Source organism: Legionella cherrii (assembly GCF_900635815.1).
GTDB lineage: Bacteria > Pseudomonadota > Gammaproteobacteria > Legionellales > Legionellaceae > Legionella > Legionella cherrii.
This window is the reverse complement of the sequence record NZ_LR134173.1, coordinates 429,172-455,092: the sequence shown is the minus strand read 5'-3', so window position 1 is coordinate 455,092 and position 25,921 is coordinate 429,172. Positions and strand designations below refer to the sequence as shown.

Genomic DNA, 25,921 nt, shown 5'->3' with positions numbered 1-25,921 from the left:
ACAGGTTATTTCAACACCACTTTGTCTAAACATCCACTTGTCTACCAATTTCCACAACTGCATCAGGAGAAAGCTGAAAATATTCACTTTCATGTAATGCATTACGCTGCATAAAGGCGTAGAGCTTACCTACCCATGTTGGCAATCTATTTCTTCCTTTCTCACGGGAGATAATTTTTGCATGTCCCACATAGTAGATAATGTTATTAAGGTCCAGATCATTTTTGCTCATGACTTGTCGCATCACTCTGGGTACGTTAGGACGCTCCATAAATCCATAGGAGGCAACAATTCGCCAGACATTAGGATAAATTTTCTTTAAGGTGATTCGTTCGGTGCTTTTTACCCAAGGAATTGACCTGGTGTCTATCCTTAAAATAAAAACCTTTTTCTGCAAAGCACGATTTTGTCTGACATGCCAGATCAATGCCGAAGGCGCATCTTCGGATGTCCGGGTTAGGAAAACAGCGGTCCCTGGCACGCGGGCAATTTGTTCTTCTGCGATATGCTTCATAAAGGTTTTGATAGGAACTACTGCTTCACCCAGCCGTTGCGACACCGCTTTTGTTCCTGAATGCCAAATGAGCATAATCCCATATACAAAAATAGCGAAAATAACCGGCACATAGCCACCTTCCATAAACTTTGATAAATTCGCAGCGAAAAATGCGCTATCAATTATTAAAAAGATACCGATAATTATTCCTGTTCTCAGAATACTCCAATTCCATACTTCACGAAAAGCGATGAACAGCAGCGTAGATGTCGCAAGCATTGTTGCGGATACCGCTACGCCATAAGCTGCCGCCAGATTATCTGACTTTTTAAACGCTATAATCAGACCAACGGTTGCGATCATAAGCAACCAGTTTGCAACGCCAATATAGATCTGTCCATATCCTTCAGAGGAGGTTTGGGTGATGCGTAATCTTGGCAGCCATCCCAACTGGATCGCTTGACGAGTCATAGAAAATGTACCGCTAATGATGGATTGACTGGCAATAATGGTGGCAATCGTTGCTAATATCACAAGGGGTATCATCGCGATGGGGGGACATAGGCGATAGAAAATATTATCGGATAATGGTACCCCTTCTAACACCAATGCCGCTTGCCCCGCATAATTAAGCACAAGACTTGGAAATACAAGTCCCAACCATGCAAGACGAATGGGTGTCGCTCCAAAGTGTCCCATGTCTGCATAGAGGGCTTCCGCTCCGGTAACACATAAAAATACGCCACCTAATACTAGAAATCCTTTGAGACCATGGGAAAGCAGATAGTCAAGACCGTAAGAGGGATTAAGTGCTTTCAGTACTGAAGGATGCTGAATAATACCCCATAATCCTAAAATACCCAGAGTGAGGAACCATGTTCCCATCACTGGTCCAAAGATTTTGCCAATCTTCGCTGTTCCTTTGAACTGAATGGCGAAAAGCGCAATGAGAATGGCAATGGATAATGGAACAACATAAGGAGTAAAGGAAGGTGTAATTATATTTAAACCTTCTAATGCGGAAAGGACCGAGATTGCTGGAGTAATGGCACCATCACCATAAATAAGCGCCGCCCCAAATAATCCCACCGCAATAATTATGGGCCTGGTATGGAGCTTTACACCCAGCAATGACATTAATGCTAAAATGCCTCCTTCGCCATCGTTATCAATACGCATGGCAAAATAGACATATTTAATTGTGGTCACCATGATTAGTGTCCATACAATGAGCGAAAGAGAGCCTAGTATTGCATTGGTGTCGAGCGTACCCCCCATGAGGGCTAACACGGTTTTGAAGGTATAAAGCGGACTTGTGCCAATATCGCCAAAAACAATTCCCAAGGCTGAAAAGCTCAATAACGCTAAACTGGAATTTGAAACGGATTTTCTCATCATTTATGATCTATCCTAAGAGATTTTTCTATCCCGCATCAATGCGAATATTAATAAACTGCCAGGGGTCACTTTGATCCATATATTGATTATCTGAATGGTCTCTATCTTTTAGAGGCGTCCAATCGGTATAATAACCACCGACTTTTCCAAGATAAGGGCGGGCTATACTCAGAATATATTCATGGTCCATATCATCGGGTTCTATAATTCCACGTTCTGGATTTTTAATAGCCCAAATCACACCCGATAAAACTCCAGCTGCAACTTGTAAGCTTGTCGCACTATTATGGCTGACTATTTCTCTCGCTTCATGTATGGATAGATGAGAGCCATACCAATAAGCTCCGTTTTTATTTCCCATTAATAAAACCCCGAGTTCATCGGTACCATCAACAATTTCGTTTAACATAATTCGTTTTTCTGTTTGCGGTTTGTATTTTCTTTGCACGAGCTCTTTTAGAGACAACACCGCATCAGGACAGGGCTGATAAGCATAATGAACAGTTGGCCTGTAATACACTTTACTGTCTTTTTCTAGGGTTAAATATTCGGCGATTGATAAAGACTCAGCATGAGTAATTAAATAACCATGAATGGGGCCAGAGTTAGGGGTCCAAGTACGCACTTGAGTCTCTGCTCCTGGCTGACTAAGATATATGCCACACTTCGAGCCAAAGTGGTGATGATTGGCATCATGAGGCCAATGACGTTCATGGCTGCCCCAGCCTAGTTCAGCAGGTCGAAGCGCTTCAGAGATTAAACCCTCGACTGACCAGGTATTTATAAATTCATCCGTTTTTTTTGTTTGAGAGGAAATTTGCGTATCATGTTCCGAAATATGAATCGTTTTGATCTCAAGATCATGGGCTAATTGAGCCCATTCCACAGATTTTTGTGGTCGATCGCCATTCCACTTATTGTCTTTCGCTAAATTCCATAAGGCTTGTTTCAGAAAGTGAGATACCAATCCAGGATTCGCTCCATGGGTTAAAACAGCGGTAGGTCCTTTCTTTTTATGCTGTAAGGTCGCATCACGTAAAGCATAATTAGAGAGTAGAGGATTATTTTCGTTATGCCTTTCTGCCCAAGGTTCAGCGGCAGCATCCAAATAGAGTATTTTATTTGCCTGGCAATATTTGATTAAATCAATAGTGGAAACTCCGACGGATAGATTTAACAAAAAATCACCAGGTTTGAGGATAGAGGATAAAAGTTCTCGGTAATTATTTTCTTTAACCGCACGTTCATCGAATGTGACGCGAAAATGGTTCGCTACATCGGCACCAAAAGTATGTTTTGATAGGATGTGGATTTGAGATGGGTCTAATTTAATGCATTGAAATAAAAGCGGTAATATGGCTTGGCCAATACTTCCAAACCCAAGAATTAGAATTTTATTATTAAATACTATTTGAGTTGCTGATTTATCCATAATTCCCCCAAATAGAGTGATCTATTTTTAGTTAGTAGAGGTACAAATTTCAAAGCATTTCATTGAGCTACCTCATTTTAATTTTAAGTATAGCTCACAAAGATAATCTCATTCTAAATTTTAATTGAATACGATTAGCGGCTGAAATACTCCATTGTGTGAAACCGTAATTTTTCGCAGTTTCTTATTTTTTATAAATACAATGAGTTAATTTACAGTCTTCTCCTATCTATATTATATTTGATGAAGCGCTTTTTACGACAGAACCAAATCGAGTAGCAAAGAACTTAACGCACTGCATACAAAGGGATTTAACAGATGAAAAATTATGAAATGTATATTGATGGAAAATTTACTTCTGCCAAAAGCGGAGCTACTCGCGATATTATTGATCCCGGTAATGGCCAATTGCTTGCAACAGTTCCAGAAAGTGGCAAGGAAGATGTTGTGCTCGCAATCAAAGCGGCGCGTAAGGCCTTCGATAACGGTGGGTGGAAAAATACCTTAGCGCTTGAACGAAGCAAACTGCTATTCAAGATTGCCGATTTGATTCGTGTCAATGCAAAAAGGTTAGCCGAGCTGGAAACACGAAACTGCGGAAAACCTTTGGCCGAAGCTGAGTATGATGTAACCGATGCAGCCAATTGTTTTGAATTTTACGCGGGACTCGCTACTAAAATTCATGGTGAAACAATGTCGGTTCCAGCGAATTCATTCAGTTATGTGGTACGGGAGCCTATCGGGGTGTGTGGGCAAATCATTCCCTGGAATTTCCCTCTACTGATGGCCGCTTGGAAGCTTGCCCCAGCACTGGCAGCAGGCAATACCGTAATATTAAAGCCATCAGAACTGACACCAATCACTGCGCTTGAGTTATTTAAGCTGATTGATCAATGTGGATTTCCAGCAGGCGTTGTGAATCTCATTACTGGTCCTGGTGCGCAAGTAGGTGAAGAATTAGCCATGAATTCGATGGTGGATAAAGTGGCATTCACCGGGGGAACTGTAACCGGCAAAAAAATAATGCAAGCTGCCACGGGAAATCTGAAGCGAATAACATTAGAGCTTGGAGGAAAAAATCCCAATATCGTCTTTGCAGACTGCGATCTTGAGATGGCAATTGACGGGGCTCTTTTTGGGGCTTTTGCTAATCAAGGTGAGGTATGCTCTGCGGGTTCCCGCTTGCTTGTTGAGCGTTCCATTCACAAAAAAATCTTAGATGGGATGTTGAAAAAAATTCCCAATATCAAGCTGGGGCATGGTTTAGATGATGGGGTGAAAATGGGGCCACTGGTTTCCAGTGCTCACCGCGAAAAGGTAGAACAGTACATCAAGATAGGAATTGATGAAGGCGCAAAATTGATTTGTGGCGGCAAACGTCCTAGCGGCGAGGCTTTTGCAAAAGGAAATTTTCTTGAGCCAACTATTTTTGATGAGGTGACACCCGCCATGCGCATCGCTCGAGAGGAAATTTTTGGTCCAGTACTTGCAGTCATCCCTTTTGATACGGAAGAGGAAGCCATTCAAATTGCAAACGATACCGAGTATGGTTTAGCAGCAGCTGTGTGGACTAAGGATCTTACTCGTGCTCATCGCGTGACCTCTCAAATTCGTGCTGGCATTCTTTGGGTTAATCACTACCATCCAACGCATAATGAAATGCCCTGGGGTGGATACAAACAAAGTGGAGCAGGTCGCGAGTTAGGTCTATATGGAATCGAAAGCTATCTTGAAGTCAAGCAGGTGAATATTAATCTAGAGGATGCACCAATTGGGTGGTACTAATGAATCAAATTAATATTAAAACACAAATACCAGGACCAAAATCTCAAGTGTTGATGGAACAACGTCATAGACATGTTGCTCGAGGTCCATTTCATGCGACTCCCATCTTTGTGGAACGAGCAAAAGGCTCGTTTGTAGAAGATGTAGATGGTAATGTATTTCTGGATTTCTCATCGGGAATCGGTGTGGTGAATACAGGACACTGTCCCGATACGGTGGTCAATGCACTCAAGGCACAGGCTGATAAATTCATGCACACGAGTTTTAATATTCTTCCTTATGAAGGCTATATTAAGGTGTGTGAAAAATTAAACTATCACACTCCGGGGAATTTTGAAAAAAAATCAATCCTGTTGAATTCAGGTGCTGAAGCGGTAGAAAATGCGATTAAAGTGGCGCGTGCCTATACCGGAAAGCAAGCAGTGATTTGTTTTGATCATGCTTATCATGGCCGTACTTACATGGCGATGGCACTTACCGCAAAGAATAAACCCTACAAGCATGGATTTGGTCCATTTCTTTCAGAAATTCATCGGGCACCCATTCCTTATGAGTATCGTTGGCCGGGAACAAATTGTGTCGAAGAGTGTTTTCATGATTTTGCTGAGCTCGTTAATTTTCGAGTGGGTGTTGAAAATGTTGCGGCAGTGATTTTAGAGCCCGTGTTAGGTGAGGGGGGATTCATACAATTTCCAGCCCTTTTTTTACAAAAACTTCGAGAGTTTTGTACGGCGAACAACATGGTGTTCATTGCCGATGAAATTCAATCAGGTTTCGGACGTACTGGCAACCTATTTGCGATGCAGACTATGGGCGTGGATCCTGATCTTACTGTTTCAGCAAAAGGACTAGGGGGGGGGACGGTGCTTGCTGCGGTAACCGGCAAAGCGGAAATGATGGATGCTGCAATGGTCGGTGGGTTGGGCGGAACCTTTGGAGGAAATCCACTGAGTTGTGCGGCCGCTCTAGAAGTATTCAAAATCTTTGAGGAAGGAGCGCTTTTGAAACATGTCGCTACTCTTTCAAAAGTACTTCACACTCAGCTTTCTGGATTTAAGGAAAATTATGAACTAGTCGGTGATTTTCGTGGTTTGGGTGTTATGCAAGCCATTGAACTTGTGGAAGATAAAACCACTAAAGAACCAAATAAAGCAGCAGCAGACCGATTAACACGATTTTGTTTGGAACATGGGCTGGTAGTGCTTAGCTGTGGAGGATATGGAAATGTAATTCGTCTCCTCATGCCGCTTTCTACTGATGTAAACGATTTGGAAATTGGACTTTCTATCATTGAAAAAGGACTTAAGACATTATAAAGACAGTGAAGGTTTTTATTATGATGGTTTTTGCAATAAAATGACTTTCCCCAAAGGAAAAAAAAGGGGGGGAGGGCGGTTCGATTTGCAAATGTTTTTGGACCTGAAGATGAAGTTCTGCCTTAACACTTAGGTTTATGTTCCTCTGTATCAGAGTTTGCGTCTTTATGTAACTCTTTACTTGTTTGAGAAATGTGCAAGCCATCGGTAAAATCCAAATAGCTCGCAATGATGCGAGCAACATCTTTAGGCAACGCATTTCCCTTAAACATTCCCACAAGCGCATGTTGCGTCAAATTATTGAGTTTCTCTTCTTCTTTATGTAGAAAATCTTTCATTTCCGGGCTAGTTGCTAAATCAATTGGTTTTGAGGTGTAGCCTTGGCTAAAATCCCTATCTTGACTAGAGGGGTGAATGTAGAAAGGGAGCTTAAGCAATGCCCGCTTTTGTAGTTTAGATAGGTTTTTAAAGAGACTTTTAATTTCCTCTACATTACCTTCTTCGATTGATTTAATATAACCTTCGATAGTTGATTTCTTCAGCTTCAATGGTTCGATAAATATTGGCTGGCTTATAAGTTCTCCCTTAGAATATTTATAAGTACATTCATCTGCAAAATATCGGCCACCATTAAAACGAATAATTTCATTAACTGATTTTGGAATTTCAATTACCGGCCTGCTATCAGGTAATAATAAAGATTTTTCACAAAAACCATTCTTCTTAATATAAAGCCCGATATCCCAAATAGTAGACTGACTAATTTTGAGAGACATCACCCAAGAATGCGAGCTATTCATTTTTCCAAGGGAAAAAATGAATGTTCCAATTGGCTTAGATGTCAGCGCTTTTTCAATTTGCTGTTCATTAAGATCCAATTGTTTCCACGTCATCGACATCAAAGAAGAGCCCCGCAGACAGTCCATTCCTTTCACTGCTTCAATTTGATTTAAAGGAATCCAATTTCTCTCCCTGGTAAGTCGTAGCACCATTGTTTTAAGATCTTGAAAATTGCCCGGGTGACTTTGCAGGGTAAGCGTATGCTCATCAGCTGGATTTTGGGTGACTAACAAATGGAGCACCTTAATATCTGAAGATTTTCCTCTTATCACCATACTCAATGCAGCGACGGCATCTTGTTGACTACTGGGACGCAATAAAAAGGTTCCAAAGGGCATATTGAGGAGACGCTTTTCAGCTTCTTTGCGGTCAATATTATAATAACATGCGGGGCTGTCAGATTGATATTTTTCTCGCACCAAAGGTACCCAATGTGTTTGATTTGAATAATATCAGTATATTTTATAATCTTATTTTAATCAATTTGTTCATTTATAAATGTTCAGCAAGGCACAATTGATAAGCAAAACATATTTAATCTTCATCATTATTTGACATGGCTTAGAGACGGTCTTTAAAACAAGCCGAATTTTCCAAAATAGGCCTCTTGTTTTTAAGTCCTCTAATATAATGAGAGCAATATACTATGCATTTTGAGGGATTTGAGGGTTAACATCTGTAAAAGGAAAAGCATTTATTTCCAGATTAAGTTGGCCATGTGCTTGAATCATAATTTTGTCGAACTCACGTAAAAAAAGTTTTCCTTCTTCCCTGTAGTTTTCGTGTAACTCCTGTTGTCCTTGGGTAAGTATTGTTGAAATTTGCCCTAAATCATTGCCGTGACCAGCCTCATCGAGTTCATTTAATTTCAAATAAATGTGGTGGGCTAATTCTGATTTTTTGGCTGAAAAAAATGGAGGAAGAGTAATTACATTAGATAAGAGCTTATGAACAGCATCCCAAAACTTGATGCGCAAAGAGTACGCTTCAAATTTCTTTGCAATATCGCTCGCTACACTTTTTTCAGAAAAGCCTGGAGCATTTAACTGATTTAACGATTTTAAAAGTTCGGGCAGGGTATATGCATCTAAATTATACAAGAACTCTTTATCATCAGAAGATTGCAGGTGTAATGACAAGCTACTGACTTTAGATTTAGCTGCTTTCATTTTTTCCATATAACTTAAGTAAGGATCATCTTTGATTGCATTCAGTTCTGATTTGAGCTTTGTAATATACTCTTGTTGTTCCGGATGAAGTGTAAGATTATTGTCTAAATGAGCTGCAAGCAAATCACTGACCTCATCAATATATTGAAATGAGTGACAGACTTTACTTAACTGACGATATAAATAAGATTCTTGCTGATCGTTTTTTTTTAAAAAATGAACAGCCTTTCTTAGTTCATTTTTTAAAATCGGCGTTGCACGTTTGTCATCCATATTGGCAGTTTTATCCAAACATTTCTGTAGACGGTCTAGGGCAAATTTGATGGGTGCTGAATTAGTTTCCTTGAGATGTTTTTCATAATTAGTGACTGAAATTATTGCTTGCTCAAGAAAAGAACGTTCATCATCGACTAAAGTCGCACCCAAAGGACGACGAAAATAGACGGTTACTTTTCTTGGTTGAGGTAAAGGGCCAGGCTCTTCAATATGATTAATTTTGCAAAATTTTTGGTAAAACTCATCGTGTTCCTCACTCAATCGGTTTAATTCCATACGTACTTCTATTTCATCAATACTCTTTCCTTCATAGAACCATTGATAGAGCTTAGGATACAATCTCTGAAACAATTCTCCATGTTCCTGATTCACAAATAAACGATGATCCTGACTATAATGCTTATGGTTACTTAGAACTTGTCGAACGTGGAGGGCAGTGCCTTTTGAGTAGAGCCACCAGCAATCTCGCATCTCATTGTAATATTCAAAACGTTTCTGCGGGAGTAATGGCTTAGCTGGCTTATCTTTAAATTTTGTCCATTGATTATTCATGACTTTCTTATAAGGTGGGCGGGGGGCGTTTTCAGCCAAACTACCTGTTTCCTGACAAAAGCGATACAAATCATCATGTAATAATTTTGGCACATGATTCGTTTTTTTCTCAGGAGTTAACAGCATCGCCTTACCATGCCAACCAGGATACACTTTTATAGCAACTTTTGTCGTATGGGGGCTTGCAAAAACATACCTGCTTCTATCTTGAGGATCAAAACCAGGTTTGTATTCATGCAACATTACTGCTGTCTCGAGTCTTTGTACGTTTTTAGGAATAATATAGGAATTGGGATCATCTGCCCGCCCAGCACCCGGTACATGGTCAACCAAAAATAAATTTACCTTGACATCAGGGTACAAATTATCCAGTAAATTAGCTAACCTCACACAGGCATCAGCGCCGCGGCTATAACCATGCAAATTGACGGTTTTAGGCATTTCCCCACCATTTTCAAGGATAAGTTGTTGTAGAAACAAAGTTGCTTCAAACAATAAATCATCCATTCCATCACCCAGTAAGCGGCCGGTGACCAACTTCATAATGTCTTTTATACCCGCAAGTTTTTCATCTGTGGCTTTCACTTTTGTTTTTTTAACGGGATCATAAATGTATCGCCCAGGAGTTGGATGATTGGTACACGTTGCATCCGGCTGTGAACCTACGCCATCAAACAGGTGGGTTGCAACCTTGGATCCAGCCTGTTCTGCTCCCGAAGCAGCTGCCTGATGAAAAGCAGTCAGTACATCTTCATATTTACTACGATGACAGTCGGTGCCTAAGAAGAAAAAACTTACAGTGTCTTTCATTGGTATTTTGTATTTAAGTTACAGACTATTATTTAAATAATAGCACCTGTTCATTAATAATTTCATCTGATTGAAAAATAGCCATGATGTTCTTGTTAAGGATAATAAGGAAAAATCGATGAGCTAATGGGGGGCGTTCTATTTTTACTGATGGTGAAATCCAAAATTCAATGCTGTTTCATGACCCTATACTTTGTTCTCTATAGGTGGATTTTATTTGCTCGGTTATTTATACACATAATAAAAATATAGAGCACTTTGCTAATTTCCTATAAGATGCCGCTATCATTTCTTTCCTTTGCTATATTATGGAAACCAAATTAGTCATTGAACCCAACGCCAGTCAATTTAGTGAATCACAAACAACCAAATCGTTGCATAGCAGCCTTTTAAATTTTGACAAAAACCAGGTAGAAACGGCCAGGAAAATTATTATTGAACGAGTGCATGCTTTTATTCAACAGATTAAAAACACTGGACAACCTTTTGAAATCAAAAAAGAAGGCGCCCTTAAACTTAGTTTTGAGGTGAGTGAAATTGAAGAGTGTCTCAGTCAAATGGAACAAGAATTATGGGTAGTTGAAAGAGAACCTTTGTATTACTTGGAGTGGAATATTTTAGTTCCCCTCACAGATGCATCTCATGGCCAAAATTTTTTTGGTCAGTATTTTAATGTCAGCAAAATCGATTTGATCGAAGGGATTATTAACTATTGCTTTGGCAATACAATTTGCTCTGGGAGTTTCCAGCCCTCAATGATGCCTATCGATAATCATGTTCCAGGAAGAGTGTGTATCGATAAAATTGATCAAATTGTAGCGATGTATTCAGAAGCTGTTTGCCTTGAACACCTTCATCCAGCAATGATGCCTAGTGAGCCTTCTGCTCCAGTTCAAGAGAATGAAGAAATAAACGCTCGAGAACTCCAGTTGCCAGTGGAAGTGCATCAAAACAAACCCGAGAAGGTCAATAATAACGAGAAATTATTAATGATCATCAATACGCTTAAAAACAATATAGCAACCCAACAAAATGGTCGCCAAACCATCAGGAACAGTGAATGGAAAATCAACTTATTGGTTGCTATTGAAAATAGGCTTAAAAAAGAAGACCCGCAATATACTGATATAAACCAATATGTTGGTGATATAGGTGATGTTTGCGCAATGAAAAGAAATCGCTTGCATTTTTGGGCAGAGCCACACAGTGTGTCTGAGTTTGCCTTGATGATTAAGGAGCTAAATTTAGAACGGAATTCCTATACTCCCTAGGAGAGTATAGTCAACGTAGCCTTGCCTTTTAAATTTTCCCTATAGGTAGAATATACAAAGGTTCTTCTTGGATACCCAAGATTGCTTTAACTTGAATTCCATCAAATGCTCCTATGGATACAGTGCCAAGATTTAATGATACAGATTGCAAATAAATATTTTGTGCTGCATGGCCTGCTTCCATAAAAACAAAGGATGTTCCTTTATCACCATATTTATCTATTGTTCGAGAAAATTCAGCTGTTATAACAATATCAACAGCCCCTAATTGGATAGCTTTTTGTCCCCAAGCTGCTTTAGCAAGTTGATTCCGTACATCATCTTCTTTTAATTTTTGCAATAAATGCTTTGTCGGTATGTAGTGGTAGATACCTGGTGGTAATTTTTCTATATTTCCACTCACTAAATAAACTTCCAATGGATAGAGAGCTCCTGCTGAAGGAGCTGTACGAAAGCCATTATTTGAGGTCATCCCTTGCGAAGCCCAGAGCAATTGTGCAACTTGCTGTAGTGTTATCGCTTCATTTTTATACTGTCTTACCGAACGACGTTTTTTCAATGCTTCTTCAATTGAGATATGACTTGTGTATGTGGGTTTAGGTAATTTTATACCAATTGGAGGTTTTGATTGAGGGTTTATTTTAGGCTCTTTTGATAATTTTTTTGGCATTAGAATTAAGTAAAGACAAATCAGGACTGCGATGATCAAGAGAAACATTCTTTTGCGCCGCAAAAATTCCATTGGCCATCTCCTGATATTAGTCCTCATAAAATTCAATAGATTGATTATGAGATATATTCTTCAGTTAACTCAATCAAATGCATGGTAAAACATATAGACTGTGATTTAGTAAATAGTCCATGATTCATACATGCCCTTAGCAACAGGAAGATCTGCATCATATTGTTTTATCAAGGATGCATAGCTCCAAGTATAAAAAGCTAATTCATCGTCCCTTAAAATGATCACATACATTTGCTTGTATTCTTTATTTTTATATTTATAAGTGAATATTAAATATTCTCCATGAAATCTCTTGGGATTTTGAGGCAGCTCCATCTCTCCTTGAGCTAATAATTTAGGCTCGGTGGTATTCGCAAAAATTTGTGATTTTAAATCATCTTTGAGTTCTTGAACGGTTGAGTATTTCCCTTTATTTTTTTTGGTCAAAAGAGTTTGGATAGTAATCGTTGTATGATAAGAATCAGTATCCTTTTTACCTCTAAAGACGACTGTTCCTTTCCCTGCTTTAATATATTCCCAGGTACTAGGATATTTAAGAGCGTATTTATTCCCTTTATTCTCAAAATTAATCCATGCAGATTCCTGCGGTGTCCGATTGTTTAATAAAGCGAAGGAGTTAAGAGCTACATTTATTCCTGCTCCCGTAGAACTTAGCTTAATATTTAAAATCTTCCATGTTCCATCTTCCCATATTAAGCGATATTCAATCGGTGTTTTTGCACCATCTTTTGCAGTCAGGGTTCCTTTCACAATGCCTATATTATTTTTAATGATTCGCTCGTTAAAAAAAGCACTCGCATTATTTTTTAATGAAGGATACTGATTTATAAATTTTTTAAAATCAGCAAGAGAAGTCGCTTTCTGGAAATCTTTTGAAGTATAGGAGTATGCTTTTTCAAGGTCTCCAGATTTTAATGCACTGAGTTGTTGATTAATGGGGTAAGTCAAGCCGCTTATCAGGAAGAATATGATCATAAATATCGTTCCCACATAGAGTAACAACCAGGCAAAAACGGCTCCAATCACCAACATTACTTTTTTAAATGGGGATGGATTTTGGGTCAGTTGAATCAAGTTGCCGTTTTTATCTTCAAACTTGTTCGTCACTAATAGGATTAAATCGACTAAATACCAAATACCAAATCCCCCTCCGGTAAGAAGCATTAATAAACCGGTACCTATTTTCCCTACATAAATTCGGTGAATCCCTAAAACCCCTAAAAATAATCCGAAGATAAGAACAACAGTGGGGGATTTTTGATCATTTCCTTGGGGGGGATATGTTTTTTGGATCTGGGCAAAGGAGTCTGTTTCAATTTTTGCCCCGCAATGACTACAGAACTGAGCATCGGATATGAGGTTATTTCCGCAATGCGTACAAAATTTAGGTGCATCCATGCTTATTCTCCAATTTTGATGGGGCATTCTGAATAAGCTCTAAATTCTTTAGACAAGCTCCAGAACGTCAGTGCATAAAAGAAAATCTAAATAAGCTGTTATTTTTATAATAGAGTAAGTTTTAATAAACTCAATAAACCACTAATGAGTACTGCTGAAATTGCATTATTTTTTGAACCACTTAAATAAAGTATAGGGCTTAAAAATCAGTTTTGATCTAAACCAAGTTTAATGAGCATACCTAAGCAAAGCTTCATTCTTAGTTTTTCAAAGATTGTTTTATGGTCGTTGAATGCACATTCATAATGCATTCAATCAATAAGGATTACAAAGCAAATTAAATGGATTTTGTAATGCCAAAAACTCCAGCATTTATCATTCGAAATGTGACCAAAACATATTTAATGGGCGCAGAGATGAATCATCAATTGAACATTAATCATAAATAAAATTGATCGCATTTTAATTATTTGTTGCAGGTCGTTACTCTCCATTTGAGGGGCTTTACAGAATCCTTGTAGGTTATTCGCGCGAATGTGGGTATCCACCCGATGGGCACTATGCCCCATGCGTGAGTCAATTCGTGCCCCGCAGCAATGACCAATATTGGCTAAATGAGCAACGACGGACTATGCTAGTTTAAAGTACTACTCAGGAAGAGTCATGATGAAAGATACAGTTCAGGATCGTGCTAAATCCATACGCATTGCGGTAAATTCTGTTATAAGCCTGTTGTTATCTATAGTACTTTTATTGATCATGAATCAGGCGATTGCCGAAGATGATCGGGGGGGCACTAAACCGGAGATTGGAGCACCGCGTATTGCAGGTATTTTGATTAGTGATGTAGGGAATAGCGACGGTTATGTGAGCCAAAGCAAAGCGACTATCCCACCCACTCAATCGATATACGTTACGGTGCAGATTATGCATGCAAAAGCTGGACTTAAGGTACAGGTATTTTTAATCAACCCATCAAAAAACATTCACGAGAATGGTGAAAATGTTGCCAGTATCGGTGGCAATATTGCTAAAGCGTTTAAGTTTAATGATGCTGCGGGTAACTGGCCGGCAGGTACTTATAAGGTTGAAGTAAAATTATCAACAGGCGATACTCGAGTCACCACTTTTGAGCTCAAAAAATAGAGTGTTGACCACCATTCTCTACCTATGTCCTTTTATAGGAGACAGCTAGAAAGTTGGATGAATTTTAAATTAGAAGGTTATTGTCGCTTATCGATGATCTAATAATCCGAATGATTTTTTTACTTACAGGATTATTATGTTTTTCAGGTCTATAGACCAAACAAATCTCATCATTAAATACAGGTGCATCATTTAATTTTTTAAGATGTTGGTATTGATGGGTAACCCTTGAAGGAAGAATACCATATCCAAGACCTAAAGCGGTGAGTTTGGCTACGACCTCAAGATTAGTCGAATTAATTACCCCATTAAAAATGATCTCTTTGTTAATTTTTTTAAGGATGTATTGAGATTGAGCAAGCTTTCTATCATAAATAAGTTTATTTTGAGCATTCTTGGCATAAAAGACTGAGACTTCATCCGTGGACAGCTTGATGATGACCAGATCAGGATGTTGTATGGGGTTAACAACAATACCAAAATCGGCTTCCCAACTGATTACTTTTTCGGTCATCTCTCTTGAATGGCCATGAATAAAATTAAAGCCGAGCCTTGGAAATTCAATTTGAAGTTTTGGCATAAAGTACTGGAGCGCGTAAAGAGCAACCGAAGGGTGAAGGGCAATGGTATAATTCCCTTGGACAAGCCCGGATTCAGGATTAGCGATGTTTTGAACCTGCTCCCATTCATAGACGAGTCGATGAGCACGTTGCTTAAACTCCTCCCCAAGTTTCGTTAGCTGAATCCCATTTTTAAGCCTTATAAAGAGCAATCCACCCAGTTTATTTTCTAGTCTCTTTATGGAATAACTAAGTGCGGGTTGTGATATCCCGATAATTTCGGAAGCTCTGGTCACATTGAGGGTATCACTAGCCGCGATAAAATATTTTATATCATCCAATAATAAAGACATGAATTATCTAGGGAACACCTGCCATAAATAAAATTTATCACAACCATTAAAATAAATCATTTTAATTATTTGTTGAGGATCAGTACTCTCTATGTGAGGGGCTTTGTTGAAAAAGTGTCTGTCATTCCCGCGAAAGCGGAATTACATCGATCAATCAGGCGCCATGCCACATTCATGTGTCGATTCCTGCCTTTGCAGGAGTGACAAATATCCAGTTTGGCAAAAATTTTATTTTCCAAGCAATTTAGTCAACAAAATCATTTGATGAGAGAAGGAAAATGAACAATACAGCATTTACTTTAATTACAGAGCGTCTTTGCGCTGAAGGAATTGCCCAAAGAATATTAGCCGAACTCATGAGTTATCGTCGTGTCCCAGATATGATTCGCTTATGCCCTAGGGATTGTCAAAAGTGTGCTTCGCCGCATTTGCCCAAAATCATTGCCGCAGTTGAAAAAAATAAACCCGTTACCTTTATATTACCGGCTTTTCCAGGCAAGTCTCCGAATCCTGAAAAAGTTCTGGGTCCCCTGCCAGATTATGCTGAACGACTTTCGCTTAATTTTTTGGGCACACTCTGTCAGCGAATAAAAAACTTTTATATCCCAGGGATTAAAATTATTTTGTGTTCCGATGGAAGGGTTTTTAGTGATGTGATTGGAATGAAAGAAAGTAACGTGACTGCCTACCAAGTTGAACTGGATAGACTAATAAAGGAAATGTGCCTTTCAGACCTGTCAATTTTAAATCTGGATGACTTTTATAAGAATCTTCATTTTGTGCAAATGCGTGAGGAACTGATCAAACGCTATGGACAGTCCTTAGACGCACTTAAGCTCAAGATTCGCAATGGCGCTAAATCGTCAGCAAGCCCAGATGAGCAAGAAGCAAATCGTATGTACAGTGGGATCACCCGTTTTTTATTTGAAGACGCCATGCATAAGGGGCGAATAAAAAGTCGCTCGGCCATCCAAAAAGAGTCTCGCTCTAAAGCCTATGAGGTCATCAGAAGAAGTAATGCTTGGAGTAACCTAATCTGCGAGCATTTTCCTGAGGCAGTTCGATTGTCTATTCATCCGCAATCATGTGGCTCAAAAAAATTAGGAATTCGCTTAATAGGAAATGAAAACTGGATGACCCCGTGGCATGGTGTTGCGGTTGAGAGCAAGAAAGGGTATGTCTTGCTGAAGCGCTCCGAAGCCGAGGCTTTAGGGGCAAAATTGATTTATTCTGCTGATGGACGGCACAGTCATTATCAATTAATGGCCGAGGTGTAATATGAATTATAAAGCGACTCCTCTAAGACCCTTTGGTGTGCTCCTGGAATCTGTAAGTGAAAAGACGAAAGTGAACGAGTTGGATATAGAGAACTTACGTCATTTATTTAGGGAGAATCAACTCGTTGTCTTAAGAGGGTTTGAGACATTTCAAAATGGCGAGGATTTTTCCAGCTATTGTGAATTTTGGGGCGAAGTGAGTCTTTGGCCATTTGGCAAGGTACTTGAGTTAATTGAGCACGAAGAGCCGGAAGATCATATTTTTGATCACAGTTATATGCCGCTCCATTGGGATGGCATGTATCGACCCCAAGTCCCGGAATATCAGATTTTTCATTGTGTCAAAGCGCCTTTGCCTGGACAAGGGGGAAGGACAACCTTTTCAAACACCATTTTAGCTTTAAAGTTTGCGTCTCCTGAAGTCAAAAAATTTTGGAGGAAAGTGACGGGCATCTATCAACGAACAATGGCGTTTTATAACAGTAAGACGGTATCGCCAATTATCACCAAACATCCTCAAAAGGATTACTTCGTTATTCGCTACAATGAACCTCACTCTGCAGATAAAGGTCATTTTGTAAATCCACCTGATCTCCAATTTACTGGTATTAACCAGGAAGAGTTAGAGAGCTTCCATCGAAGTATAAAAACAGTACTTTATTCACCCGATAATTTCTATGCCCACGAGTGGCAAACTGGAGACATCGTCATTGCAGATAATTTTTCGCTATTACATGGTAGAGAAGGATTTGTCTCAAAGTCCCCTCGCCATATTCAACGCGTCCATGTGTTGAGCAATCCTCCCTTTGATAACCCGGGTCTGGAGTCTTACGAATGAGTGCCCAGGTTGCAGATGTTGTGATTGTGGGGGCTGGTCCGGTAGGGCTTATGTGCGCCTACCTGGGACAACTTTGTGGTCTCCATACGATAATTATTGATAAATCCGAGGGTCCTTTAGAAGTCGGTCAAGCGGATGCACTTAATGCACGCACGTTACAGCTTCTGGAAGTGGTCGATTTATTTGATGAACTCTATCCCTTAGGAAAGACCTGCAACACCAGCTCGGTGTGGGCAGGCGGAAAGTTCATTTCCCGGCAATCGTCATGGTGGGAGGAACTGGAAGGGTGTCTGCATCAACACTTCTTGATGCTGGGGCAGTCTTATGTAGAACAACTGTTAGATAGGAAACTTCAAGAGATTGCTGCCGCAGTAAAACGCGCAACAACCCTCGTCAATATTGAGCTTAATCAGACGGGATGTCTCACCACCCTTGCTGATGGAGCGCGTATTCAGTCACGCTACGTCATTGGTGCAGATGGCGCCCATTCGTTTGTCCGCAATCACTTTGCAATACCTTTTGAGATCATCTGCCCACAAATGGTATGGGCCGTAATTGATGGCATTATCGCCACAGATTTTCCAAAAGTTCCTGAAATCATCGTATTTCAGGCCGAAACCTCTGACGTGGCGTGGATACCAAGGGAGGGGAAAATCGACAGGTTTTACGTCAGAATGGATACGAAAGACTTTACCTTAAATGAAGCCATCGACAAAATTAATCAAGCAATGCAGCCTCATGCCTTATATTTTAAGGAGGTTGTTTGGTTTTCACAATTTTCCGTTAAGGAGTCTGTCGCCGAAAATTTCTTCGTGCAGGATCGTATTTTTCTTGCCGGTGATGCATGTCATATTCATTCAGTAAACGGCGGGCAAGGGCTTAATACTGGTCTTGCAGATGCCTTTAATCTCATGTGGAAGTTGAACCTAGTCATGCGTTTCGGTGCCCCCAAAGAACTGTTACTCAGTTATGAAGACGAGCGCAAACCCGTTGCTTGCGATGTGATCAAGACTTCTGGAGAACTAGTCCGTTCGACTAAGTATTCACCTAATGGGACCCACGCCAAAGACTATGTCACGATTGTACAAAAACATGCTGGAAATATTACGGGCATGGGGATTCGTTATGGGGGGCTGGAACTTCGTGGTTCTCGACTCTTTGATTTTGAAATGTTTCAGGGCCTCGTCAAAACACGACTTTACTCTCTTTTGGACTATAGGAAATTAACCTTACTCATTTTTGGTTCCTATGAATTGGCTCTCAACGTGCCTGAGTTTGTCAACGTCATCCCAATTTATCTGCAACCTTGTCATAACCATTTTTGGACACATAACATGTACTATAAAAACCTTGCAATTTTAGTAAGACCTGATTCCTACATCCATTCTTGCGCGCCGCTCGATGAAATGGAGTCCTTATTGGATTGGGTACGGAGCATCGTTCATGAATAGGCCTGTCGTCATTGTCGATCCCCTCTCATCAGGAATAGAGTTGGCTCCAGCTTTTAAAGCGCGTGGGATACCTGCTCTTGCAATCATGCATAAACCAGTAGATTGGGATGGATTTGGTACAAAAATTCGAACCACCGATTTTATCGAAATCATTCCAGAACAACCTAATTTGGTCGAGGTGCTTAGAAAGTACAACCCACTGGCCATTATTCCTGGTGCTGAGGAGGGAGTTCCCCTTGCGGAGGCTTTGGCTAGCGCGTTAACCCCTCAGTTCGCCAATGATCCCAACAAATCAGCGCACAGATTACACAAGGCTCTCATGCAAAAAGCGTTGCAGGAAGCGGGGGTTCCTGCCCTCAAGACTCTCAATACCTCATCGGAGTATGAAGCGGAAACCTGGATTAAAGCAAACGGATTGATTCAGTCGCCGCTGATAATTAAACCGCCAGCTTCTGCTGGCAGCGATAAGGTTTTTCACATTCCAGCACGAGGTGATTGGAAAAAGGCATTTAACTGCGTTTTATCTGAACCATCTAAACTAACTGGAACAATGAATGAATCCGTTGTTGTGCAGGAGCAGGCTATAGGGATCGAATTTGCAGTAGGTACCGTGAGTGCCCATGGAAAACATTATTTAGCCCATTTAATTAAATACAATAAGACCTTGTTTAATCATCGCAAAACGGTTTACGACTATGTTGAGTTTGTACCTTACAGTGAAGAAATGTATGGTGAATTATTTGCTTATACTCAACAAGCATTAGATGCTCTGGGAATTCGCTGGGGCGCGGCGCATAATGAAATAATGCTCACTAAGGACGGACCTCGTCTCATAGAAACAGGAACCAGAATGTGTGGCGGCCCAGTGGTCGGCTTCGCTCGAGAGGCTACGGGCAGTAGTCAAGCAGATAAATTAGTTGAGATCTATACCGAAGGTGATGTGGTAACCAAAAAAATGATATTCAAAAAAACGGTTATGCCTGTTTTTTTGAAATCTCCCGCTCAAGGGCGAATATTCAATGTCGAAGCCCTTGCTGCCATTTCTAAATTGCCCACATTTTTTAATCAGCATGTTTGGTTTAAAAATGGTGACCTTGTTCCCCAAACAGTAGACTATCTAACCAGTCTTGGAATTATTGGGTTGGCTGGTGAGCGAGAGTTAATTTTATTAGATTATGAAAAAATTCGGAATATGGAGTCGAAATTGGTTATCCAGGAATTTTAGCGTTTTAATTGAGTATCTAGTTTCTTGCGGGCCAAGGGCTGCGAGGGCTTTTCCCTGTCCTTAGTGATCTTGTTTGACATACTGAATTCAAATTGATTTAATTCATATTAAGAAAATCGTAAGGGTTCGGTACTCTTTTAAGTCATCCTGGCCGTCCCTGTCCTTAGCAGATTTTTGGTGATGGCTTTTATTGTTCACACAATAGGAGCCATGATCATGCGTCGATACAAACACACCAGGAAAATAATTGGGTTGACTTATCTTACAGCTCTGGTATTGGTTGGATTATCATTACCGGGTTTTGCAGCCGAGCAGCCTGAGTCACATAAATTATTTTTGGAAAAAACGTTTCAACTTGCACGATTGGCTCGTCATAAAGGAAATCACCCATTTGGTGCCCTATTAGTGTATCGAGGGCAAATCATTTTGACGGCAGAAAACTTAGTTACATCATCTCATGACCTGACAGCACATGCCGAGATGATGCTATTAAGAGCAGCTTCCAAAAAATTTCCCAAAAAAATTCTCGCGCACTCAATTCTGTACACGAGCACAGAGCCTTGTGCCATGTGTTCTGGAGCCATCTATTGGGCAGGAGTATCTCGCGTGGTTTATGGGTGCTCCGCTGAAGCACTAGAGGCGCTTGCTCATGGCGGATTGGTGATTCCTAGTAATCAGCTATTGAAGCACGGAAAAAGAATAGTGCGGGTAAATGGGCCTTATTTTGAGCAAGAGGCGATTAAAGTACATGAAGGATTTTGGGGCACTGCTACTGCAGCCATCTAGCAAAAATAAAATTGTACAGGAATCAATCGTGAGCAAATGAGCAATTCGCTTGAACTCTAGGGGGCCCTTTCTCAGTTAAGCCCCTGTATACGGTATTTTGTAACAACGCCCGCTGGAGCGGGGGGACTTATCTTCATAGGTCATTAACTTGGGGAGGAAGGTATGAGCTTGGGGTATTTTGTTGCCATTTTATCCAATATCACTTTGGGACCAAGCAGTCCTATGCTGATAGCAAGGGTAATCACTACTGCATTTAAGCCATCATAAATTGTTTGACTGAGTAAGGTAAAAGTAATGTGCTGGCTATTCGTTAATGCAACCATCCCACTGGCCATGCGGAATAAATAGACCCCTGGGATCATAGAAACAACGGCCGCAAAGGCCAACGCAGCGAAAGGCATCCGCTGTTTATAAGCGACCAAGGTCAGCACGATACCTACTAAAAAACAAGCCAAGAAAGAGGCTGTCGCAATACTGGCACCAAAACTAACTAAAGCCTGCCAGCGCAACATATGCGCCAGTACGCCAACTATCATTGGCCAGACAATTAATTTTAGCGGTGTAGAGAAAAAGATGCTGTAGGCGATGATAGCAATTCCAGCAGCGATCATATCTTGCCAAAGAGGGACTATCTGGTGCGTAATAGGCTCAACAGGTAAACTTGCTCCCAGCAACGTTGTTCCCAGTAATACCCCCAGAGAAATGCTCACACAAATTAATCCAGCTAAAGTCAAACGCGCGATTCCCAGGTGCAAACGGCTATGAATAAAATCTAAAGCGCTATTGAGAAAGTGTGGGCCTGGGACTAATACCATGCAAGGGCATAAGGCGACGAGACGCAATGAAGAGCTTAAATGATAATCGACCGCAATCGCTCCGACTATCCCAGCAATGCCGGCGGCTACTAGCGGTTGAACAAACAAATTGGGCGTGATCGTTACCAAATAACGTCGTGTTACTGCACCTAAAGCAGCACTTAAGAAGATCAAACAAGCAGCTGACCATTCATCTAAGCCAAAAATCACACCCAATGCTACTGCCCCCATGGCTGCAGCTAACGTAAATAACCACGTTTTAGAGGGCGGTTGACGATTAATTCCTAAAAGCGCTTCATAAGCGTGTTCTAAGGGGATCGCTCCCTGATAAAAGGCATCTAAGGTTTGTCGCGCGGCAATAACCTTCCCCATATGAACACTGGCTGGTTCTGTGACGACAACACACTCAAATCGGGCTCCGCTGGGTTCCGTCACATGCAACCATAATTCGCCCCATCGTGTTCCAAGTAAGGCATTCAGATGCAACACATGCGCTATTTTTTTTACTTCACGAATCACTTGCGTGGTTGTTTGTCCATTAACAAAAAGCACCTTGGCGAAAGCCAAAATGATCTCCGCTTGTTTTGCAAGAGTGAGTGATTCCGTGCTTGCTGAAAGATCATTTTTTTGAGACATAGGGTTCTACCATTTTTTTCGGATCAACAATACGATCAAATTCTGCCTCGCTAATATACTTTAATTGCAATGCAGCTTCTTTCAAAGAAAGATCATGGTCCATTGCATAATGGGCGATGGCCGAGGCCTTATCATAGCCAATCACTGGCGACAACGCGGTGACCAGCATCAGAGAACGATCAACAAACGTTTGAATTTGATTCAAATTGGGTTCGGTACCCTCGATTAAGAATTGGCGAAAATTGGTCATCCCATCTGAGAGTAAGGTAATTGATTGCATGAGATTGTAAATGATGAGTGGCTTGTAGACGTTCATTTCCAGATATCCTCCGGCCCCTCCAAAACCAACTGCCACATCATTTGCCATCACCTGAACACAAATCATGGTCAGTGCCTCACATTGGGTGGGATTGACTTTGCCGGGCATGATGGAGGACCCCGGCTCATTGGCAGGGATCTTAAGTTCCGCTAGTCCAGCACGTGGGCCACAAGACAGAATGCGAATGTCATTGGCGATTTTATATAAAGAAACAGCAAGAGTACGTAAGGTGCCTGATAATTGTACCAGCGCATCATGTGCACCTTGGACGGTGAACTTATTGGGGGCACTTATAAAAGGTAACCCCGTGAGTTTTGCAATGGCTTCTGCCGCTTTTTCTGCGAAATCTGGAGCAGAGTTTAATCCCGTACCCACTGCTGTTCCACCTAAGGCCAAATGATACACATGGGTTAGGGCAGACTCGAGATGGTGCAGATTATCGTTAAGCATGCCTACATAGCCAGACCACTCCTGTCCAAGGGTCAAGGGGGTTGCATCTTGCATATGGGTGCGTCCAATTTTGACAATGTCTTTCCAGTCTTTAGCCTTAACCTGCATCGCTTTCGATAATGCCTCTAATGCAGGAATTAAGCGTTGTTTCATTTGTACTGCGGAAGCAATGTACATTGCCGAAGGAAAAGAATCATTGGACGATTGGGCCATATTCACATGATCATTCGGATGCACCGGCGTTTTACTGCCTAGCGGGGTGCCTGCAATCTGACTGCAACGATTGGCAATCACTTCATTAACATTCATATTAAATTGGGTGCCACTCCCAGTCATCCACACATGTAATGGGAACATATCGTGATGTTGGCCTGACAAAATTTCATCGCAGACCTGTACAATTAACTGTTTTTGTTTGGCATCCAAACGAGCACTGGCATGATTCGCTAGTGCGGCAGCTTTTTTCAAAATGGCATAGGCTGTGATCATTTCTCGGGGGATTAAATCATGACCAATACTAAAATGTTGTAGAGAACGTTGGGTTTGTGCTCCCCACAACTTATCTGCTTCTACAGCAATTTCACCCATACTGTCTTTTTCAATACGTGTTACTGGCATGATTGACACTCCTTGTTTATCGATAGCCGCCAGGCCATATGCATCTTGTGTTACATGCAGCAAGATGACCTGCTGCATGTCTATTTAACCCCAATTGGGTATTTCCATTGGGTGATAACTTTCGGGTACTTGATAAGTCAATGCAACTGATTCGGGAAGTAATGAGGAAACGACACCACTATTAATGAAGCCCCCAGTCCTAAAATCAAGGGGTAAGGGCTTACTCGCCTCGATAGTGTAAGTCCAGGTAGCTCCGCCATTTTGACTATTGGCTACGAGGGGATATTGAGTCGAGTTGTCGAAATAAAACCCACTTGCGATACAGCGTGATCCAGAGCAGTTTACACCTAGAAAACTACCCTCATTAGTAAATCCTGACGGTAGGTTCTTCGCCTTTTCAATGGTGTACGTCCAGGTGGTACCGCCATCCAGGCTGGAAGCTAATAAGGGGTAAAAGATAGAACCGTCGGAATATTGGCCCCCCGCGACACAGTTTAACCCCGAGCAGCTCACATTGAAAAAAAGACCGCCATTAGCAAAACCTGCAGGTAAATTTTTACCTTTCTCAATCGTGTAAGTCCAAGTCGCGCCGCCATTTTGGCTGTAGGCTAATAACGGATATTGAGTAAGGCCGTCGGAGTATTGGCCTCCCGCGACACAATTCAATCCCGAGCAGCCCACACTGTAAAAAGTACCCAAATTAGCAAACCCCGAAGGCAACGTTTTGCTTTGATCAATCGCGTAGGTCCAGGTCGCGCCACCATTTTGGCTGTAGGCTAATAAGGGATATCGAATAGTGTTGTCAGCATATTGTCCTCCTGCAACACAATATAATCCAGAACAACTCACCCCAGAAAAAATACCGGAACCAGCATAGCCTAAGGGTAAGCTTTTGCTCTTGTCAATCACGTAAGTCCAGCTGGTTCCGCCATTCTGGCTATGAGCTAATATAGGATATTGGGTATTAAGGCTGTCGGTATAAAACCCTCCGGTGACACAATTTAATCCTGAGCAACTTACCGTGCCAAGATTACTCAAATTAAAAAATCCGGAAGGTAAGTTTTTGCTCTTGTCAATCACGTAATTCCAGGTGGTACCGCCATCTAGGCTGGAAGCTAATAAGGGGTAAACGATAGAACCGTCGGAATATTGGCCCCCCGCGGTACAATTTAACCCAGAACAGCTTATACTTTTAACATTAGCGAATCCAGAAAATCCTGCAGGCAGAGTCGTGCTCTTATCCACTGAATAAGTCCAAGTCCCTCCACCATTTTGGCTGTAGGCTAGTAAGGGATAATAGATAGAGCCGTCGACATAATTCCCCCCCGCGACACAATTTAATCCTGAGCAGCTCGTAGCGAAAAATGCACCTAAATTAGTAAACCCTGCAGGCAAGTTCTTGCTCTTCTCAATCACGTAAGTCCAAGTGGAGCCGTCATTTTGGCTGTTGGCTAACAGGGGGTAAAAGACGGCACCATCGGAATATTGCCCGCCGACCACTTCAGGGGGTAAAAAAGTGGCTTGCTTGACATTCAAGGGGGTATCCGCAGTGGTACAGCTATTTCCTTTACACAAAGCGAAAGAAGACTTTACCGGTTTGGAAATGCTCAGTAGCAGCGTACAACTACTGCCGGCTGTTAAGCTAATTTGATTTTGGCAATAGGCTGGGTTCGCTGAATTGGTGACTTGAGTTACAGAAGCAGGCAGTCCTTGTATCATATAACCTGCACGCGTGGATGAGGTCTTATTGGTAATGGTGTAATAAGCATAAACCGTCTCGCCAGAATAAATAGAGCTTGGGAATACAGGACCGTTCATGGGCGTGATGCTAAAATTAGCTGCGGCATAAACGTGTGAAGCAGGCAGGGCACTGCATAGGGCTAACGCCAACGATAAGTGCTTAAGATGGTAATTTTTGTGCATAAAAAACGTCCTCTGTTTCATGAGTCATTAGATAAA

General features: G+C 41.1%; 19 protein-coding genes. 9 read left to right on the top strand and 10 right to left on the bottom strand.

The annotated features are described in order from the left end of the window. Positions 1-25: 25 nt before the first annotated feature. Together EL022_RS01915 and EL022_RS01910 are read right to left on the bottom strand one after the other, a co-directional pair. Entirely contained in the window at positions 26-1,894 is a 1,869-nt protein-coding gene (locus EL022_RS01915) for a potassium transporter Kup (RefSeq protein ID WP_162151245.1), read from the bottom strand. Between the two features lie 25 nt (positions 1,895-1,919). Continuing rightward, positions 1,920-3,326, bottom strand: coding sequence for a saccharopine dehydrogenase C-terminal domain-containing protein (locus EL022_RS01910; protein WP_035901085.1), 1,407 nt, complete (start codon positions 3,324-3,326; stop codon positions 1,920-1,922). A gap of 318 nt (positions 3,327-3,644) precedes the next feature. Between EL022_RS01910 and EL022_RS01905 the strand changes: the two genes are divergently transcribed. After that, complete coding sequence (locus EL022_RS01905) at positions 3,645-5,111, top strand: aldehyde dehydrogenase family protein (protein ID WP_028381684.1); 1,467 nt, start codon at positions 3,645-3,647, stop codon at positions 5,109-5,111. Continuing rightward, entirely contained in the window at positions 5,111-6,427 is a 1,317-nt protein-coding gene (gene gabT, locus EL022_RS01900) for a 4-aminobutyrate--2-oxoglutarate transaminase (protein ID WP_028381685.1), read from the top strand. Before EL022_RS01905 ends, gabT begins: the two co-directional genes overlap by 1 nt. 122 nt (positions 6,428-6,549) lie before the next feature. On the opposite strand, the gene EL022_RS01895 is transcribed toward gabT, so the two are convergent. Both EL022_RS01895 and EL022_RS01890 read right to left on the bottom strand, forming a co-directional pair. Further along, positions 6,550-7,500: an F-box protein gene (locus EL022_RS01895; RefSeq protein ID WP_337589266.1), complete on the bottom strand. Its 951-nt coding sequence runs from the start codon at positions 7,498-7,500 to the stop codon at positions 6,550-6,552. A gap of 411 nt (positions 7,501-7,911) precedes the next feature. Continuing rightward, the gene (locus tag EL022_RS01890) at positions 7,912-10,074 is read right to left on the bottom strand and encodes a DUF5621 domain-containing protein (RefSeq protein WP_028381687.1); all 2,163 of its coding nucleotides are present in this window, start codon (positions 10,072-10,074) and stop codon (positions 7,912-7,914) included. Positions 10,075-10,382: 308 nt separating this feature from the next. Between EL022_RS01890 and EL022_RS01885 the strand changes: the two genes are divergently transcribed. Further along, a complete protein-coding gene (locus EL022_RS01885) occupies positions 10,383-11,345 on the top strand; it encodes a thioredoxin domain-containing protein (protein ID WP_028381688.1) in 963 nt (320 codons plus the stop codon). Positions 11,346-11,373: 28 nt separating this feature from the next. Here the strand turns inward: EL022_RS01885 and EL022_RS01880 are convergent, their stop codons facing one another. Beyond that, positions 11,374-12,087: a SagB/ThcOx family dehydrogenase gene (locus EL022_RS01880; RefSeq protein ID WP_028381689.1), complete on the bottom strand. Its 714-nt coding sequence runs from the start codon at positions 12,085-12,087 to the stop codon at positions 11,374-11,376. A 105-nt stretch (positions 12,088-12,192) separates the two neighbouring features. Then, positions 12,193-13,488: a DUF4864 domain-containing protein gene (locus tag EL022_RS01875; RefSeq protein WP_028381690.1), complete on the bottom strand. Its 1,296-nt coding sequence runs from the start codon at positions 13,486-13,488 to the stop codon at positions 12,193-12,195. A gap of 663 nt (positions 13,489-14,151) precedes the next feature. On the opposite strand from EL022_RS01875, the gene EL022_RS01870 reads away from it, so the two are divergent. Then, positions 14,152-14,634: an ABC transporter permease gene (locus tag EL022_RS01870; RefSeq protein ID WP_126325058.1), complete on the top strand. Its 483-nt coding sequence runs from the start codon at positions 14,152-14,154 to the stop codon at positions 14,632-14,634. Positions 14,635-14,698: 64 nt separating this feature from the next. Here EL022_RS01870 and EL022_RS01865 read toward each other — a convergent pair whose 3' ends face one another. Further along, positions 14,699-15,547 carry a LysR family transcriptional regulator gene (locus EL022_RS01865; protein WP_028381692.1) on the bottom strand — a complete coding sequence of 283 codons (849 nt, stop codon included), beginning with the start codon at positions 15,545-15,547 and terminating at the stop codon, positions 14,699-14,701. A gap of 278 nt (positions 15,548-15,825) precedes the next feature. On the opposite strand from EL022_RS01865, the gene EL022_RS01860 reads away from it, so the two are divergent. The 5 genes from EL022_RS01860 to EL022_RS01840 all read left to right on the top strand — a co-directional run bounded on the left by EL022_RS01860 (position 15,826) and on the right by EL022_RS01840 (position 21,124). Continuing rightward, positions 15,826-16,824: an L-tyrosine/L-tryptophan isonitrile synthase family protein gene (locus EL022_RS01860; RefSeq protein ID WP_028381693.1), complete on the top strand. Its 999-nt coding sequence runs from the start codon at positions 15,826-15,828 to the stop codon at positions 16,822-16,824. Position 16,825: 1 nt separating this feature from the next. Next, positions 16,826-17,662 (top strand): TauD/TfdA dioxygenase family protein, encoded by an 837-nt coding sequence (locus EL022_RS01855; RefSeq protein ID WP_028381694.1) that lies wholly within the window; start codon positions 16,826-16,828, stop codon positions 17,660-17,662. Beyond that, on the top strand, positions 17,659-19,113 hold the full coding sequence (locus EL022_RS01850) for an FAD-binding protein (protein WP_028381695.1): 1,455 nt from the start codon (positions 17,659-17,661) through the stop codon (positions 19,111-19,113). Before EL022_RS01855 ends, EL022_RS01850 begins: the two co-directional genes overlap by 4 nt. Then, positions 19,106-20,338 carry an ATP-grasp domain-containing protein gene (locus tag EL022_RS01845; RefSeq protein WP_028381696.1) on the top strand — a complete coding sequence of 411 codons (1,233 nt, stop codon included), beginning with the start codon at positions 19,106-19,108 and terminating at the stop codon, positions 20,336-20,338. Before EL022_RS01850 ends, EL022_RS01845 begins: the two co-directional genes overlap by 8 nt. Before the next feature lie 216 nt (positions 20,339-20,554). Next, positions 20,555-21,124: a nucleoside deaminase gene (locus EL022_RS01840; RefSeq protein ID WP_081776900.1), complete on the top strand. Its 570-nt coding sequence runs from the start codon at positions 20,555-20,557 to the stop codon at positions 21,122-21,124. 143 nt (positions 21,125-21,267) lie between these two features. Here the strand turns inward: EL022_RS01840 and EL022_RS01835 are convergent, their stop codons facing one another. From EL022_RS01835 to EL022_RS01825, 3 genes are all read right to left on the bottom strand, one after another. After that, complete coding sequence (locus EL022_RS01835; protein ID WP_028381698.1) at positions 21,268-22,575, bottom strand: threonine/serine exporter family protein; 1,308 nt, start codon at positions 22,573-22,575, stop codon at positions 21,268-21,270. Further along, entirely contained in the window at positions 22,559-23,962 is a 1,404-nt protein-coding gene (gene fumC / locus EL022_RS01830; protein WP_028381699.1) for a class II fumarate hydratase, read from the bottom strand. Before fumC ends, EL022_RS01835 begins: the two co-directional genes overlap by 17 nt. Positions 23,963-24,046: 84 nt before the next feature. After that, positions 24,047-25,885: a beta propeller repeat protein gene (locus EL022_RS01825; protein WP_028381700.1), complete on the bottom strand. Its 1,839-nt coding sequence runs from the start codon at positions 25,883-25,885 to the stop codon at positions 24,047-24,049. Positions 25,886-25,921 lie beyond the last annotated feature (36 nt).

Coding starts and splice junctions, on each gene's coding strand:
- EL022_RS01915 (WP_162151245.1), bottom strand. CDS start 1,894: ATGATGAGAAAATCCGTTTCAAATTCCAGTTTAGCGTTATTGAGCTTT.
- EL022_RS01910 (WP_035901085.1), bottom strand. CDS start 3,326: ATGGATAAATCAGCAACTCAAATAGTATTTAATAATAAAATTCTAATT.
- EL022_RS01905 (WP_028381684.1), top strand. CDS start 3,645: ATGAAAAATTATGAAATGTATATTGATGGAAAATTTACTTCTGCCAAA.
- gabT (WP_028381685.1), top strand. CDS start 5,111: ATGAATCAAATTAATATTAAAACACAAATACCAGGACCAAAATCTCAA.
- EL022_RS01890 (WP_028381687.1), bottom strand. CDS start 10,074: ATGAAAGACACTGTAAGTTTTTTCTTCTTAGGCACCGACTGTCATCGT.
- EL022_RS01885 (WP_028381688.1), top strand. CDS start 10,383: ATGGAAACCAAATTAGTCATTGAACCCAACGCCAGTCAATTTAGTGAA.
- EL022_RS01880 (WP_028381689.1), bottom strand. CDS start 12,087: ATGGAATTTTTGCGGCGCAAAAGAATGTTTCTCTTGATCATCGCAGTC.
- EL022_RS01875 (WP_028381690.1), bottom strand. CDS start 13,488: ATGGATGCACCTAAATTTTGTACGCATTGCGGAAATAACCTCATATCC.
- EL022_RS01870 (WP_126325058.1), top strand. CDS start 14,152: ATGATGAAAGATACAGTTCAGGATCGTGCTAAATCCATACGCATTGCG.
- EL022_RS01865 (WP_028381692.1), bottom strand. CDS start 15,547: ATGTCTTTATTATTGGATGATATAAAATATTTTATCGCGGCTAGTGAT.
- EL022_RS01860 (WP_028381693.1), top strand. CDS start 15,826: ATGAACAATACAGCATTTACTTTAATTACAGAGCGTCTTTGCGCTGAA.
- EL022_RS01855 (WP_028381694.1), top strand. CDS start 16,826: ATGAATTATAAAGCGACTCCTCTAAGACCCTTTGGTGTGCTCCTGGAA.
- EL022_RS01850 (WP_028381695.1), top strand. CDS start 17,659: ATGAGTGCCCAGGTTGCAGATGTTGTGATTGTGGGGGCTGGTCCGGTA.
- EL022_RS01845 (WP_028381696.1), top strand. CDS start 19,106: ATGAATAGGCCTGTCGTCATTGTCGATCCCCTCTCATCAGGAATAGAG.
- EL022_RS01840 (WP_081776900.1), top strand. CDS start 20,555: ATGCGTCGATACAAACACACCAGGAAAATAATTGGGTTGACTTATCTT.
- EL022_RS01835 (WP_028381698.1), bottom strand. CDS start 22,575: ATGTCTCAAAAAAATGATCTTTCAGCAAGCACGGAATCACTCACTCTT.
- fumC (WP_028381699.1), bottom strand. CDS start 23,962: ATGCCAGTAACACGTATTGAAAAAGACAGTATGGGTGAAATTGCTGTA.
- EL022_RS01825 (WP_028381700.1), bottom strand. CDS start 25,885: ATGCACAAAAATTACCATCTTAAGCACTTATCGTTGGCGTTAGCCCTA.